Genomic DNA, 15739 nt, shown 5'->3' on the forward strand with positions numbered 1-15739 from the left:
TTACAAGACTGGTTTAGCTGTGGCCGACAAGTTAGCAAAGTTCGGGTTGTTATGGCTCAAAAAGATAAAATTTCTCCTGTTTTCATTGCTTTCGGCATGTTGCTGTTGTGCAGAGGGAATGGTGGCAGGAGGTGTAGAATACAACAGGCTTTTGTGAAATATTTTGCTCTTGTGTAGCTCTTGTGTAAAGGTAATAATGCAATTCTGCTGATTTTCAGCACTATAAAGGAACTCTGAAAGGCGATATTTCATTCACCATTTACGTAACTGCTGATTAAGGAATTTACGACTTTTAGCCCATGAAATCATCACTTTACCGCCGGCTTTCTGCGCTGCTGGTTTGCCTGTTCTGCTGGAGCCTGGCCTGTGCCCAGACCGGTAGCTGGAATCCACCGGGCGCAGATCTGAGTTTCCCGCGCACGCTGCTCAAAGCCACGCAGGTAGAAGCTGTACAAACCTCCTTAAGCACCCCGATCCGGTATTCCATTTACGCGGGCCTGTACAGCAGTATCAACGGGACACCCCCTGCCGGCAATACCTCGTCCAGCGAAAGACGGAACCGTGCCACTTTCGCCAAGAACTCAGCTTTTGTCCTGCTCATGGACCGGAAACCTTCTGCTGGCGCTCTCACCACACTCTCTGCTACAGATCGCGATAAGTTTGTAAGCAACGTAAAGTTATTGCTCGAAAATATCAATACCGCTGTCGAAACCTATTCTGTTTTCAGCTCTTCCTATACCGAATGGCAGTGGCGCTCAAAAGAGTTGATTGATTACATGGTAGCCTATGATCTGTTACGTGGAGCAGGAGAGCCGGTCGAATCGCTGGAAATAAGCCGGACTAAACTGCAGGCCTTTGCTGGTAATTTGTATAAAAATGCTACTACTGCCTCCTGGGGCCTCTATTTCTTTAATGTCATAAAGAACAACCATTCCCTTATGACATCCTCTGCGCTGGGATTATCGGCCGTAGTTTTAAATGATGTGGGCGGAACAGATGCATGGCTGCAACCGACAAACTGGATTAACACCGGTTTGTATAACATGGATAATGTGCTGTGGCGTGATGCCAGCCGTCAGTCCAATCCTGGTGCTGTAGCGGGGTACGCCGAAGGCCCGTACTACTTTAAATATGCTTTCCTGAACTGCCTGCCGTTCATCCGGTCGATGGGCAATTTTCTGCCGGACGGCAGCCTGACCTACACCTACAACAGCAGCTCCCGCAGCATTCGGAACCCGTATTACGATCCGTCCTACGACCTGCTCTACGACTGGATAACCGCAATTCAGATGCCCGATGGCCGTTACCCGGCGCTGGAAGACTCCTACATCGACATGGGAATGCCCGAGCTTGCCCTTACCGGGAAAAGCCGCTATGTAAATCCGATGTACTTTTCTAACCTGGCACCCACACAGCTCAACTCGCTGGTGGCGCAGCTGCGAAGCATTACCGTGGATATGCGCGCCGCTTTCCTGGCTGCCAATCTGGATTTTACAACGCCCGAAAACGCACGCCTCACAGCCTTGCCGGTAAGCGGTAACCTTGTTTTCCGCTCCGGCAACGACTCGCTGGCCAACTACCTGCACGTGTACGGGAAAAACGGACTTGCACAAACGGTTACCGGTGGCCACAACCACGGCGATGCCGGCAGTTTTATCCTGCAGGCCAAAGGACAGCTGCTGGCGCTGGACCCGGGATACCTTAGCAGTACCCGCCGTGGCGAAGTAGGAGACGGTGTACATCATAACCTGGTTCTGGCAGACGGCGCAGGACCAGTAATCGGAAGTTCAGGGAGTACTAACGATGCCGAGGCTTTTATCCAGAACACCTTCAGCACCGAGAAGCTGAGCTATGGGGAAGTACGCACGGCTTACCAATCGGCAAATATTACCCGGAAGACCATTTTTGTGCGCAACGCTTACTACCTGATGGCAGATTTCGTCAGTTCCTCCAGCTCACGTACCTTTACCTGGCAGTTGCATGGCTACGGGCTGGAAGGAGGCACAGCCGCCACCGGCACCTTTACCGACAGCCTTGCCACCCACAAAGGCATCTGGCAGAAGAACGGTGTAAACCTGAAGGCCCATGTTACGGCAACAGGAGGCGCGTCGTCTTACGGCAAAGTAACCGGTGCCCACGAGCTTACCTACAACACCACCGAAAGCCACACCACCTACCAGGTGCATAAAAGCAATGTGGCGCAGACACAGTTTTTGTCCCTGCTCCACCCGTTTACGGAAGAAACAGCTTCAGTAAAAACGGTGAGCAATGCGCAAACGGCCGCCCTTCGTGCGGCAGAAGGAGGTTACCAGGATCTGGCATTTGCCCAGGACGACAGCAGCACCGTTGTGCACAGCAGCCTCCCGGAAACTGTTTCATCTGATGCCCTGCTCACTTTTTTCTCGCTTGATTCGGCAGGAAATTTTGCGCAGGCGTTCGTGGAGCAGGGCAGGAGTCTGCAGTATGGCACCAGGTCCATCCTTCAGTCCACGAAGCGGGCCACCATCAGCTGGCAAAAGAAGAGTGATACCGAGTTCAACGGCTATACCAGCCGGGCTACCGTACTGACGGTGCCACTGGAGGAGGAGCCTCTTACCGTTACCGGGAGTACTATCAGCAGCCAGGTTTTTGATACAGCCACTAACACCCTGGCCATCACGTTCAGCGGTCCGGCTCAATTTCAGGTAACAGTCCGCGGAACGGTGTTGGGCATACAGAATCCCTTACCGGTAAGGCTGGCACAGTTCAGCGGCAAGCGACAAACCGGGCAGGTGCTATTAAACTGGACAACAGCCTCTGAAACCAACAACCAGGGATTTGAGATCTGGCGACAAGCCGAAGGTGCGGATAACTTTGAAATAATTGGCTTTGTAAATGGGAAAGGTACTTCTTCGGTACTTCAAACCTATACCTTTGCAGATGTGCTGGCACCGGCAACTACTGCTTATTACCGCCTGAAGCAGCTCGACCACGATGGAACTTATACATTCTCTCCCGTTATTGCCATACTGGGCAAAGCGGCATCGCAACTTTTGTCGGTTTCACCTGTTCCCGCAGACGGCTCCGTCCGCCTGAGCTTCGCCGATCCGGCCAAAGAAGTGCTGGTTAAATTACTCAATGCAAATGGCCAGCTGCTCCGGCAACAGGTATTCAGGCAGCAGGCAGAACTTATTACCGCTCAGCTGCCGCCTGGCTTGTATTTGTTGCAGGCATTCGACCTGGCGGGGCAGCCGGTATCCGAGACACGGAAGCTGGTAATCAGGCGCTAGCTTTTCCCTTCAGTTCATTCCAGCTGATGCCATTTCGGCCAGGACTATCCGGGTAGAGCGTCATCACCGGATCCGACTGCCACACTTCTTTGCTGTCGATGTCCAGGATGGAAAGGCGGCCGGTAAAAGCGGCTCCGGTGTCTGTCAGGATGATGTTTCCCATCCGGAGCGGCAGGGTTTGTTGGCTGCTCAGGGCGATGGTAGGGGTGTGGCCGATGTACACTTCCTGGTAAGCTGCAATGGTGAAGGGCATGTTGTCGCGGTGCAGTTTGTAGTAATGCGAAACAAAACTGCGGTCCCAGAGCAGGTAATGGGCATCGGTGGCTTCAAGAGGCTTATGGGTATCGAAGCCGGCATGTACGAAAAGCTTGTTATCTTTTGTAAGATGGAACAGCTTTGCCTGCTGCAGCAGGGTCAGGTGCTCCTGTGGCATTTGCTTGCCCACTCCATACGAGGCTACTGTTGCTTCTCCTCCCTGGCTTAGCCAGAGCTCCTGCTCGTACGCCACATCATCCATTTTACCCGCATAGTAATTCATGGCCCATTGATCGTGGTTGCCCAGCAGGTATACCAGGTTGCGGACCGTGAGCAACAAGTCGATGCTTTCTTTTGTTTCAGGCCAGCCATCCACCACATCGCCCAGGAAAATGAGCAGGTCCTGCTCCTTATCAAACCCGCTCTTTTCCAGGCACTGCTGCAGGGCTTTGCAGCCGCCATGGCTGTCGGATGTCACAAATCGTCTCATGCGTAAGTACCGGTTGTTGTACTTCATACTCGTCTGACGACGCTTAGGATGCCTCCACTATCTGCAGCAGCTGCCACCACAGCCGCTGCTGCTGTGTTTATTGTACAGTACTAATCACGGGACTTATAATCTGCTATAATGCCGTCGCATATCCAGTTGGCGAGCGCCTGACGGTTGTCGGCAATCACGAAGCGGCGCTGGTCTAAGCTGTTCCGGATATTACCCAATTCAATAAAAACAGTTGGAACTTGTGAGTACTTTACCACATACAGGTTGTTGCGGTGCGATACATTGCCGGAATATTCGCGGTAGGGCTGGTAGCGTTTGTATTTATCGGTAAAGGTCTGGTGGATGTTATCGGCCAGCCGTTTGCCATGCGGGTTGGTTTCGTAATGGTAAAAGAAAACATCGATGTTTTTCCGGGCACTGCGGCTGTCTACGTGAATGGCCAGCATGCGCTGGTAAGCGCCCTTGTGCTGCGCGTGCAGCTTGTTTACCGCATCGATGCGATGGCGCAGGCGGTACTTCTGGCTCAGCGGAATGGTCTTGCCCGGGTACGTTTCTTCGTCCTGGTCCAGCTTCAGGATGGCCTCATCCCGAATCCCATCGTCCGGGTCCTGGATGATCATGTAAACCGTGGCGCCGTGTTCCATCAGGCGGCGTGCCAGCCGCAGCGTTACATCGTAAGCATATTCATCTTCCGGAAGCGAATAAGAACCGTATTTCCCGACAGCTCCCGGGTCGGGTCCGCCATGGCCGGCTGAAAGGTAATAGACAGCCCCCTGCAGTTGCTGGTTTCGCACGGTCACCTGCTCGTATTTTTTGCCGAAGAGCGACGGGTCCATGCCTTTGCGGCTTGCCGCCTTTGTAGCAGCAGCAGAGGCTTTGGTGGCAGCTGCAGCAGAACTGGTAGCCGCCTCTTTTGGGGGCAGGAGGTACTTTTTACCCGCAATCAATCCCTTGTTTTTGCCCAACTTGTCTTCGTTCAGTTTCAAAAAGGCCTCCTGGTACTGTGCAAAGTCCAGCCCGTGCCGCCGCAGGATGCTAAAGATGCCATCGCCTTTTTGGGCAACTGCTTCTAAATAGTCGGACTGGCTGAAGGACTGAAAGCTGACAAAAGAAAAGAAAAACAGGAAAAAAAAGAAACGTAACAACTTGGAATTCATGGGCATAACGTCAAAACTGGCGTACGTACTAAGAATCAATTAAGCGTGAAATACAAAGCAACGAAAGCTGCCGTAAGGTTGCTTCCCGGGCAGTACCGGTTTATAGCCTGAACGAATCTGTTAGGCAAATATTCTCTGACGAAAATTCTGCAGAACGTTTGGCTTTGCACAAATTTACACAAAAGCGCTGAAGCAGGAAGGAATAAAGGCCTAATTTCCATAAACAACACAGAAGCTTATTATTAAAATAGTATTTAATTGATATCAAGATTTAAATGCTGCTGAAAGTGCCATTTACCATCATGTCACGGGTAAGGAGGCTATTGCTATTGCCATGCTGGATTTCCTGGCTCAAACAAAAGTAGTTCGCTTAACCCAGTTAAACCAGGCTGGCGGAAATCCGCAGGAGCGGTAGAACAACATCACTACGGCAGGTCCTGCCATTATCCGGCATTAGGTATATTTTGGCTGAGTTTCCTCTTATTTAAACATGCTCTAACGCAAGAGCTGCGTAAAAGTGAATAGTATAATTAATCAATTCCTTCTGAAGATATGGTGCGGTTATACATTTTTTTAAGCAGTATAGTGAAACTGTTATTCTTACTTGCAGGTTTGGTGCCGGGTGCACTCCGAGCGCAACAAATCCAGTTGCTTACCCTGGAGCAGGCACAGGAACTGGCACAGCAAAATTACCCCATCACCAGGCAGCGCGCCCTGCTCCGGCAGGCAGAGGAGTATACGCTTGAGAACCTGAACAGAGGCTATCTGCCGCAACTGGCCTTCATCGGACAGGCCACGCACCAGTCAGATGTAACGGAGGTGCCCGTGAGACTGCCGAACCTGGAGATTCCCACGCCCCCTAAAGAACAGTATAAACTAACCGCCGATGTGAGCCAGGTAGTGTATGACGGTGGCCTGATACGGCAGCAGAAGAAAGTAGAACAGCTCAATACAGTGCTGGAAGAGCAGAAAGTAGAAGTAGAACTGCACAAACTCCGCGACCACGTCAACCAGCTCTACCTGGGCATCCTGCTGCTCGACGGGCAGCTGGAACAGGTAAAACTGGTACAGCAGGACCTGGAGACAGGCATCCGGAAAGTGGAAGCGCAGGTAAAGAATGGTGTCAGCTTTATGTCTAATTTATACCTGCTGCAGGCTGAACTGCTGAAGAACAACCAGCGCCTTGCAGAACTTCAGGCATCCCGTAACGCTACCTTACAAACGCTTGGGCTGTACCTGGGAGAGCCGCTTGATGAAAACGTTGTACTTGCCACCCCTGCTGCAACAGAAGTGTATGATCACAAGCAGATACAGCGGCCCGAACTTAAACTATATGCCAGCCAACAGACATTGCTGGAGCAGCAGAATAAGTTGCTGCTGGCCCGCAACATGCCAAGAACCAGCCTGTTCGGGCAAAGCGGCTACGGCAAGCCGGGCCTTAACTTCCTGCTGAATAAGGCGGATTGGTGGTATATAGGGGGCCTGCGGCTGAACTGGTCCCTCGGCAACTTCTATACTTACCGCAACGATAAAAACCTGATCGATGTAAGCCAACAACTCACAGAGCTGCAGCGCGAAACTTTCCTGCTGAACACCAATGCACAGCTAACGCAGCAGCTTTCAGAGATAGACAAACTGCAGCAGCTGCTGGAAGCTGACAGGGAAATAGTTACCCTGCGGGAAAAGGTAAAAACTGCCGCCAACGCACAACTGACGAACGGTGTGATAACCGCCAACGATTACCTGCGCGAAGTCTACGCCGAAGACCAGGCAAGGCAAACGCTTATCCTGCACCAACTGCAACTGCTACAGGCAAAAATCAACTATAAAACCACGCTTGGCTACTAAACTGAAAGTATACATTTATGAAGAATACACCGCTTATATTTATGCTGCTATTCGGGCTTTCCCTTACCGGCTGCGGCAATAAAGACGCTGAATTTGATGCTACAGGTACCTTTGAGGCGGACGAAGTGATTGTTTCCGCTGAACTGGCAGGCAGGATCGATTCGCTGTCGGTGGAGGAGGGGCAGCAGTTGCCGGCAGGCAAGGTTGTCGGGCGGATTGATGCGCTGAACCTGGCACTGCAGAAGGAGCAGGTGGAAGCAAGCATTGGCGCGCTGCAGGAAAAAACGATGGATGTGCAGCCGCAGCTAAAACTGCTGCGGGACCAGCTGGCCGTGCAAAAATCGCAGCTGGCTACCCTGGAGCGTGAACAGCAACGCATACAGAACCTGCTGGCTGCCGATGCCGCCACAGGCAAGCAGCTCGACGATATCGAAGCAGAGATAGAGGTGCTGAAAGGGCAGATGCAGGTTACGCAGCAACAGATCAGGGTGCAGCATACCACTACCTCCACCCAGAACCGGGGAATCCTGAGCGAGCAGAAACCACTGGAGAAACGCGTAGCGCAGTTAGAAGACCAGCTCGGCAATGCCAGCATCACCAACCCCATCAGCGGCACCGTGCTAGATAAGTATGCGGAGCAGGGCGAAATTACGGCTGCAGGAAAAGCCCTTTACAAGATTGCCGACCTTACCACGCTCACGCTGCGCGCCTACATTACCGGCAGCCAGTTACCACAGGTGCGGCTGGGGCAGCAGGTAAAGGTGTTTATAGACCAGGAAGAAGGGTACAGGGAGTTTCCCGGTACCATTACCTGGATCTCGGATAAAGCAGAGTTCACCCCCAAAACCATCCAGACAAAAGACGAACGGGCCAACCTGGTGTATGCCATGAAGGTACAGGTGAAAAATGACGGCTACCTGAAAATAGGCATGTACGGCGAAGTTGTATTTCCGCAAGCACAGGAGGAGAAATGAAAGCAGCTGTGATAGCCGAAAACCTGGTGAAGACCTATGGCACTAAAAAGGAAGTGACGCAGGCGCTTAAAGGCGTTTCCTTTGAAGTGGCGCCCGGGGAATTGTTTGGCATCATCGGTCCTGACGGTGCCGGCAAAACCTCGCTCTTCCGTATCCTGACAACGCTGCTCCTGGCTGATAGCGGAAGGGCGGAGGTAGACGGTTTTGATGTGGTAAAGAACTACGAAGACATCCGGCACCGGGTAGGCTACATGCCGGGCCGCTTCTCGCTTTACCAGGACCTGACAGTGGAAGAAAACCTTGAGTTTTTCGCAACCATCTTCAACACCACGATCGAGGAAAACCATGATCTGATAAAGGATATTTACGCGCACATCGAACCATTCAAAAACCGGAGGGCGGGAAAGCTTTCCGGTGGCATGAAGCAGAAACTGGCACTCAGCTGCGCGCTCATCCACCGGCCCACGGTGCTGTTCCTCGACGAGCCCACGACGGGTGTGGATGCCGTGTCGCGGAAGGAGTTCTGGGAAATGCTGCGCATGCTTAAGAGCCAGGGCATTACCATCCTGGTTTCCACACCTTACATGGACGAAGCCAGCCGCTGCGACCGCGTGGCACTGGTACAAAACGGCGCCATTATGTCCATTAACACGCCCGAAGGCATTACCTGCAACTATGGTAAAGCCCTGGTGGCGGTGAAGGCAGAAAACATGTTTCGCCTGCTCAAGGACCTGAAAGGGTTTTCGGGGCTGGTCGATAGCTATCCTTTTGGCGAATACCACCACGCCGTGCTGAAACCCGGAACGACGGAGGAAGCGCTGCTGGCCTATTTACAGCAACAGGGGCACGGGCAGCCTGAGCTTAAAACAGCAAAGCCCGATATAGAAGATTGTTTTATTGCCCTGATGAAGACAACCTCCTGATGGAAAGAGAAAAAGTGATTACGACAGACCGGCTGACCAAGCGCTTCGGAGATTTTACAGCCGTGGATGCCATCTCGTTTGAGGTGGAGAAAGGGGAGATTTTCGGCTTCCTGGGTGCCAACGGTGCCGGCAAGACCACAGCCATCCGCATGCTGTGCGGCCTTTCCATCCCGACTGACGGGAAGGCCACCGTGGCAGGTTTTGATGTTTACCGGCAAACCGAGCAGATCAAACGCAGCATCGGGTACATGAGCCAGAAATTTTCGCTTTACGAAGACCTGACGGTGCGCGAGAACATCCGGTTTTATGCCGGGATTTACGGCAAAAGCAACCGGTTTATCAAGGATAAAACAGAGCGGCTGCTGCTGCAACTACACCTGCAGGAGGAGGCAAACAAGCTGGTAAAGTCGCTGCCGCTGGGCTGGAAACAGAAGCTGGCCTTTTCGGTAGCCATTTTTCATGAGCCGGAGATTGTGTTCCTGGATGAGCCAACCGGTGGCGTGGACCCCGTAACCCGCCGGGAGTTCTGGAACATGATTTACGAAGCGGCTGAGGCAGGAATCACCATTTTTGTAACAACCCACTACATGGACGAGGCCGAATACTGTAACCGTGTTTCGATAATGGTAGATGGCCGGATAGATGCCCTGGACACGCCCCGGAACCTGAAGCAGCAGTTTGAGGCATCCACCATGGATGAGGTTTTTTTAAAACTTGCCAGGAAAGCCACCCGGGCGGGGGAGTAGAAGCTGTGTAGAAGCTGTGCAGAGGCAGTGGTGGCAGGTGCTGCTGATTTTTCAGGGCTTTAATTTAGTGTAAACCGATGAAACAGTTCTTGTCTTTTGTAAAAAAAGAGTTTTACCACATCTTCCGCGATCACCGGACGATGTTCATCCTGCTGGGCATGCCGGTGGTGCAGATTATCATCTTCGGTTTTGCCCTGACCAACGAAGTAAAGAACTCCCGGATTGCCGTGCTAGACATGGCCAAGGATGAGGCCTCTGCTTCGCTTATAAACGAACTGGAGGCAAGCCGCTATTTTGAGATAGAAAAATACCTGCTCTCTTACCAGGAGGTGGAGGCGGAGTTTAAGACAGGCAGAATTCACATGGCGGTGATCCTGCCGCAGAATTTCAGCTCGGATCTGTTGCACCTGAATACAGCACAGGTGCAGCTCATAGCCGATGCTTCCGATCCCAACATGGCCAACACCCTTACCAACTATGCTTCTGCCATTATCATGGATTACCTGGAGCGGATTACTGACGGGCGCAAGCTGCCTTATACCATTAAAACCGAATACCGCATGCTCTACAACCCCCAGATGAAAGGAGCTTATAATTTTGTGCCCGGTGTTATGGCGATGGTGCTGATGCTGGTCTGCACCATGATGACGGCCATTACCATTGTGCGCGAAAAGGAAACAGGCACGATGGAAGTACTGCTGGTATCGCCGGTGCAGCCCTTAAAAATAGTAGTGGCGAAGGCCGTTCCTTACATGCTGCTTTCCATGGTAAACATCGCTACCATCCTGCTCCTGAGCGTGTTTGTGCTGGATGTGCCCATCAACGGAAGCCTCCTGCTGCTGGTGCTGGAAAGCATCCTTTTCACGCTCACCTCGCTGGCATTCGGGTTGTTTATTTCCTCCGTAACAAATTCGCAGCAGACAGCCATGTTTATTTCTCTAACCGGCATGTTTTTACCAACCATCATGCTCAGTGGCTTTATGTTTCCTATCGAGAACATGCCCGGTATTTTACAGTATATCTCCAATGTGGTTCCTGCCAAATGGTATTATATCATTGTGCGTTCCGTCATGATAAAGGGAACCGGTCTGGCAACGGTGTGGAAGGAAACGCTTATCCTGTTTGGTATGCTGCTGTTTCTGTTGTTTATGAGTATCAAAACATTTAAAATCCGGCTGGCATGAGAACACTGCTGTTTCTGCTTCAGAAGGAGTTCCGGCAGATCTTCCGGGACAAGGCTATCCTGCGGATAATTTTTGCAATACCGATGATACAGCTGATCATACTGCCCCAGGCCGCCGACTACGAGATGAAGAACATACGCCTGAGCGTGATAGACCATGACCGTTCTGAGTACTCGCGGAAGCTGGTGCAAAAGGTCACCGCCTCCGGCTATTTTCTGCTGAACTCCTATACTGCCTCCTACACCGAGGCCATGCACGAGGTGGAAGAAGACCGGGCAGATCTGATCCTGGAGATTCCGGCCCGGTTTGAGCGGACGCTGGTACGGGAAAATGAAGCGATGTTGTACATGTCGATCAATGCCATTAACGGGGTAAAAGCCAACCTGGGGGGCGCCTACCTCCGCACCATCATCCAGGATTACAACCAGGAAATACGCCTGAAATGGTTACAGCAGCCACGCTTCAGCCCCGAAACCAGGATCGAGGTTACGCCCACTAACTGGTATAACCCGCTGATGCACTACAAAAACTTTATGGTTCCGGGCATCCTGGTGATCCTGGTAACGATGGTTGGGTCGTTTCTGTCGTCGCTCAATATTGTGCGGGAGAAGGAGGTGGGTACAATGGAGCAGATAAACGTAACGCCGATACGGAAGCATCTTTTTATACTTGGCAAGCTTATCCCGTTCTGGATACTGGGGCTGGTCGTACTCACGACGGGGCTTATCATTTCCTGGGCGCTTTATGGCATTACGCCGGTAGGCAGTTTTTTTACAATTTACGTGTTTGCTGCTGTGTACCTGCTGGCTTTAATGGGGTTGGGGCTGATCGTGTCTACCTACGCCGATAGTCAGCAACAGGCCATGCTGATCTCTTTTTTCCTGATGATGGTTTTTGTGCTGCTCAGCGGCCTTTACACCTCCATCGAAAGTATGCCGAAATGGGCGCATTACATTACCTACCTCAACCCCGTTGCCTACTTCATCGAGGTAATCCGGCTGGTGGTGCTGAAAGGGGCAGGGCTGCACGAGATCAGGCAGCAGCTGCTGATCATGCTGGGCTTTGCCGTGGTACTGAATACATGGGCTGTGCTAAGCTATCAGAAGCGGTCATAGAAAATGTGGTGCAGCGGCTTTGGTGGCAGGTGCAGCAGATTTTAACGGAAGTTTCAGGCGCAGTGCAGCTGACAAAAGATGCCGCTGCCTTTTCGCTGTGGCACTACCGTGCACAGATGCCCCTGTAGGCGCACCACTGGCACACATCCAGGTCATTCGTTTTCCGGATGGGCTCCTCCGGGTCCAGGATACGGCGTACAAAATCGGAGAGCAGCGCTTCGGAGGCAGCTAAAAATTCTTTGGGCGTGGCGCCATCCGCTTCCACAAAATTAAACTCAGAGGTTAACACGCCCGCATCGAGGTTGCGGAACGAGAGAATACCCGACTTCGGACGCAGGCCCGGCAGTTGGTCCAGCTGTCCGTTGCGCAGCAGCGACTGTGGTGACTGCTGCAGTGTGCGCTGCAGGATGTACTCATACAGCCAGAGCTGCCGTGCTTTGTCGTATTTGGGGTCGGTGGTGAAATGCAGTTCCGCGTCTTCGGGTTTGATCACCAGCTGGCTGCGCTCCACTTTACCGGTTTTGTAGTCGATCACGCGCAGCTCGTTGCCCGTCAGGTCGATGCGGTCGGCTTTTCCTGCTACCTTCACCATGATCTCTTCGTCACCTACCTGCACCGGCAGGGTGGCCGATAATGTTTCTTCGAGGCGCAGCACGTAGAGCGGCAACTCTTTCGAATTTTTCAGGTTGTTCAGATATTTTTCCAGCACCTGTATGGCTACTTTGTAGAGCAGGTAGTTCATGCCGCGGTCGGGCGTGGCGCCGCGGGTGGCGCTGATAAATTCCTTCCGTACCTGTCCGGGCAGTTGCTGCAGCATCTGCTCCACGTCGCGTACTTCAATGGGCTTTCCGCTTTCGGCAAAAGGCTTAAAGAAATCTTCCAGCACCTGGTGTACCAGCGTTCCGAATTTGTCGGTGCCCAGCTGTTCTTCCACCTCGTCCGTCTCCTGTATTTTGGCAATGCGGCTGAAGTAATACTGCAGCGAACAGTTGATGTACATGTTCAGGTGCGAGGGGTAGAGCCCTTTTTTCAGCTCATTCTTTAGCTGCTCCAGCGTCTGCTGGTCTTTTTCTATCCGGATGTCTTCCTCATACGCCTTCAGTTGCTTTTGCTCTACAGCGGCAGTCAGATCACGGAACCGGATGTTCGGGTTGCGCAGGGCCAGGTCGTTTTGCAGCTGCAGGATAAAGCGGCTTTTCTCGCCCGAGCCATAGGTATCGGAGGGGAGCACGTAGAGCAGGTTGATGCGTTTGGCGCGTTGCAGCAGGCGGTAGAAGTTATAAGCCATAGCCCCTTCGGTTTCGGAATAGGTTGGCAGCCCGAATTCCCGTAGCACATCGTACGGCATCAGCGACTCGTGGCGCTTGGGCGCCGGCAGTGTATTCTCGTTTACCGACAGGATGATCAGGTTCTCAAAGTCGAGCGCACGCGTTTCGAGCATCCCCATGATTTGTACTTCCGAAATAGGTTCGCCGCTGAAGGGCAGGCGGGTAGAGCCAATCAGCTCATACAGGAACTTCCGGAAACTGCGTACGCCAATCTTGTGTTCGCGGCAATCAAAAATGGTATCAAGGCGCTTAACGAGCGTGTAGAAAATGTACAGGTACTCGGTTTCGATGGTATTGGGCTGGTGGCTGTAGACCTCGCGCAGCATATCGATGAGGTGGTACAGGGCAGCGAGGATGTCGTCGCAGTCGCGCCAGGTTTTAAACAGCGTCTCAAACAGCGGATGCAGTTGCCCCAGTTCCAGCAGATCCTGCGCCGTAACCAGCACCCGGTTATCATCCACGATCTGCTGCAGGACCTTTTGCACAAAGCCATGGTACCTGGCCTGCTCCGGCTGGTCGTTCAGGTACAGCTCGTAGCGGCGAATAAAAGGGTGGGAGAGCAGCTTGCTCACCGACATATGGTGGTACTGGTACACTTTGTAGCCGCTTTCCTGCAGCTGCGTCACGCCCGTCAGGTGCACCTCGAACAGCAGGTCGATGAGGTTGAACAGCGAAGTGCCTTTAAAGCTGAGGCCCATGGTCACGTTGTAATTCGGCACCTCGTCGGGGATGGAGTGCAGCACGGGCAGCAGCAGCGTTTCGTCAGGTAGAATGATGGCGGTTTGTGCGTGCTTCTGCTCGCGGCGAATCTCCTGCAGCAGCTGGCCCGCCAGCTTCCCCTGCATGCTGGCATTGGCCACGCCGATCACGTTGATTTCTTTCGCATCCGTTAAAAGCAGGTTCTGTTGCCAGCGCCACTCCGGCAGGTTCCAGGTGCTTTTGTACTTGCGCAGGAAGCTTCCGGCTCGGTTGGGCGTGTCGGGTTCCATGTAAAAATCGTCGGAGTCGAACAGCACCTCCGCTTTGTTGTGCCGCAGCAGCGCCTTGATGATGACTTCTTCCGACCTGGTGAGGGCATTCAGGCCGATAAAGATATACTGGTAGCAGCCGCCTTCCCGTGCGATGCTGTCGATGTTTTCGGCTACTTTCCGGAAAGCCATGCCCGGGTAAGCCTGCTTGTGCTGCTGGAGGCGTTTTTTCAGGTTGGTGTAGGTTTTGCCAATGTTGTCCCAGAGGCTGAAGTACTTTTTGATGCGTGGCGAAAATTCTTTCCCCAGGAATTTCGGGTCCCAGCGCTCCAGCGCCTTGGCCTCGGTCAGGTAGTCAAACAGCTTGTCGGTGTTCACCAGGTTCTGGTCCATACGGCTGAAGTCCTCCAGCAGGGTGCCGCCCCAGGTCACGAAGTGGTCAAAGTCGAGCAGCGGGTCCTGCTCCCGCATCAGGTCAAACAGCTCCAGTTGCAGGTTGATCGGCTCCAGCACATCCGTCTTCGCCAGCCGGCAAATAAAATCCTCCATACCCGACACCTCCGGCGACCAGATGGGCTCCGGTGCTGCCTGCGCCAGCGCATTCTTAAAGAAAAAGCTCGCCCGCCGCGATGGCAGCACAATGCACAGTTCGCTGATATTTTCTTTGTACTTCTCGTAAACGTATTTCGCCGTTAGCTCCAGGAATGTCTGCACGTGTTTGGTTATTAGTTACTGGTTATTCGTTATTGGGGAGGTCATGTTTGAAAATCGTAGGGGTAGCCTTTACGGGTACCCAATTGTTGGTGAGGCGTTTAAAAGTTATTCTGCACCAGTCTCCATTGCTACTACTCCCGGTTAAAAATTATTTTTGTTTGATATTTGTTACATGGTCTATTTGCCTCTTTGGAATCGCTATAGTTTAGGATTAATAAGTAGTGGTGAGGCAATGGAGACAGGAGCAGAACAATGATAAACTTTCCAACTCACTAACGATTGGGTACCCGTAAAGGGTACCCCTACGATACGCAATTATGTCCTTGCCAATAACTAAAGCACATTCCCCGCCGCATCCAGGGGCAGGTGCGGGTTGTAGGCTATTTCCCAGAGGTTTTCGTCCGGGTCGGCAATGTAGCTGCAGTAGCCGCCCCAAAAGGCTTTTTCAGGCCGTTTCAGGACGGTGGCGCCTTTTTGTTCCAGCAGCGTTACGAGCTCGTCCACTTCCTGCTCCGATCGTACGTTGTGCGCGAGCGCAAATCGCCTGAAGCCTTTCCCTTCGGAAGACACTCCCGCATCGTCGGCCAGCGACTCCTGCGGGAACAGGGCCAGCTGTATGCCGTTGAGCTGGAAAAACACGACACCTTCGGTGCTGGCTGCTGTTGGTTTCCAGCCAAACACCTGCTGGTAAAAAGCCTTCGACCGCTGCAGGTTCTTTACGCCGAGGGTGATAAGGGTTAAGCGCTGTTCCATTCTTCT

12 protein-coding genes are annotated in these 15739 nt (G+C 52.6%); 7 read left to right on the forward strand and 5 right to left on the reverse strand.

The features are described 5' to 3' along the window. Complete coding sequence (locus DCW36_RS20055) at window positions 1-252, reverse strand: hypothetical protein (protein WP_125185410.1); 252 nt, start codon at window positions 250-252, stop codon at window positions 1-3. A 47-nt stretch (window positions 253-299) separates the two neighbouring features. Here DCW36_RS20055 and DCW36_RS20060 point away from each other — a divergent pair, with 47 nt between their 5' ends. Next, window positions 300-3269, forward strand: coding sequence for a T9SS type A sorting domain-containing protein (locus tag DCW36_RS20060; protein ID WP_114782583.1), 2970 nt, complete (start codon window positions 300-302; stop codon window positions 3267-3269). Here the strand turns inward: DCW36_RS20060 and DCW36_RS20065 are convergent. Both DCW36_RS20065 and DCW36_RS20070 read right to left on the reverse strand, forming a co-directional pair. After that, the gene (locus DCW36_RS20065) at window positions 3259-4014 is read right to left on the reverse strand and encodes a metallophosphoesterase (protein WP_164891199.1); all 756 of its coding nucleotides are present in this window, start codon (window positions 4012-4014) and stop codon (window positions 3259-3261) included. The genes DCW36_RS20060 and DCW36_RS20065 overlap by 11 nt on opposite strands. Window positions 4015-4124: 110 nt before the next feature. Next, a complete protein-coding gene (locus DCW36_RS20070; protein ID WP_114782585.1) occupies window positions 4125-5180 on the reverse strand; it encodes an N-acetylmuramoyl-L-alanine amidase family protein in 1056 nt (351 codons plus the stop codon). A 585-nt stretch (window positions 5181-5765) separates the two neighbouring features. Here DCW36_RS20070 and DCW36_RS20075 point away from each other — a divergent pair. The 6 genes from DCW36_RS20075 to DCW36_RS20100 all read left to right on the forward strand — a co-directional run bounded on the left by DCW36_RS20075 (window position 5766) and on the right by DCW36_RS20100 (window position 11970). Then, window positions 5766-7028: a TolC family protein gene (locus tag DCW36_RS20075; RefSeq protein ID WP_164891200.1), complete on the forward strand. Its 1263-nt coding sequence runs from the start codon at window positions 5766-5768 to the stop codon at window positions 7026-7028. 17 nt (window positions 7029-7045) lie between these two features. Beyond that, complete coding sequence (locus DCW36_RS20080) at window positions 7046-8002, forward strand: HlyD family secretion protein (RefSeq protein WP_114782587.1); 957 nt, start codon at window positions 7046-7048, stop codon at window positions 8000-8002. After that, window positions 7999-8925, forward strand: coding sequence for an ABC transporter ATP-binding protein (locus DCW36_RS20085; RefSeq protein ID WP_114782588.1), 927 nt, complete (start codon window positions 7999-8001; stop codon window positions 8923-8925). The genes DCW36_RS20080 and DCW36_RS20085 overlap by 4 nt, the downstream gene beginning before the upstream one ends. Further along, entirely contained in the window at window positions 8925-9671 is a 747-nt protein-coding gene (locus DCW36_RS20090; protein WP_114782589.1) for an ABC transporter ATP-binding protein, read from the forward strand. The genes DCW36_RS20085 and DCW36_RS20090 overlap by 1 nt, the downstream gene beginning before the upstream one ends. Before the next feature lie 77 nt (window positions 9672-9748). Further along, entirely contained in the window at window positions 9749-10855 is a 1107-nt protein-coding gene (locus DCW36_RS20095; protein WP_114782590.1) for an ABC transporter permease, read from the forward strand. Then, window positions 10852-11970, forward strand: a complete 1119-nt coding sequence (locus DCW36_RS20100) for an ABC transporter permease (protein ID WP_114782591.1) — start codon at window positions 10852-10854, stop codon at window positions 11968-11970. The genes DCW36_RS20095 and DCW36_RS20100 overlap by 4 nt, the downstream gene beginning before the upstream one ends. A 103-nt stretch (window positions 11971-12073) precedes the next feature. Here DCW36_RS20100 and DCW36_RS20105 read toward each other — a convergent pair whose 3' ends face one another. Next, window positions 12074-14980: a PD-(D/E)XK nuclease family protein gene (locus DCW36_RS20105; protein ID WP_114782592.1), complete on the reverse strand. Its 2907-nt coding sequence runs from the start codon at window positions 14978-14980 to the stop codon at window positions 12074-12076. 333 nt (window positions 14981-15313) lie between these two features. Next, a complete protein-coding gene (locus DCW36_RS20110; protein ID WP_114782593.1) occupies window positions 15314-15733 on the reverse strand; it encodes a VOC family protein in 420 nt (139 codons plus the stop codon). Between the last annotated feature and the right edge of the window lie 6 nt (window positions 15734-15739).

Source organism: Botryobacter ruber, assembly GCF_003347595.2.
GTDB classification, from domain to species: domain Bacteria; phylum Bacteroidota; class Bacteroidia; order Cytophagales; family Hymenobacteraceae; genus Pontibacter; species Pontibacter ruber_A.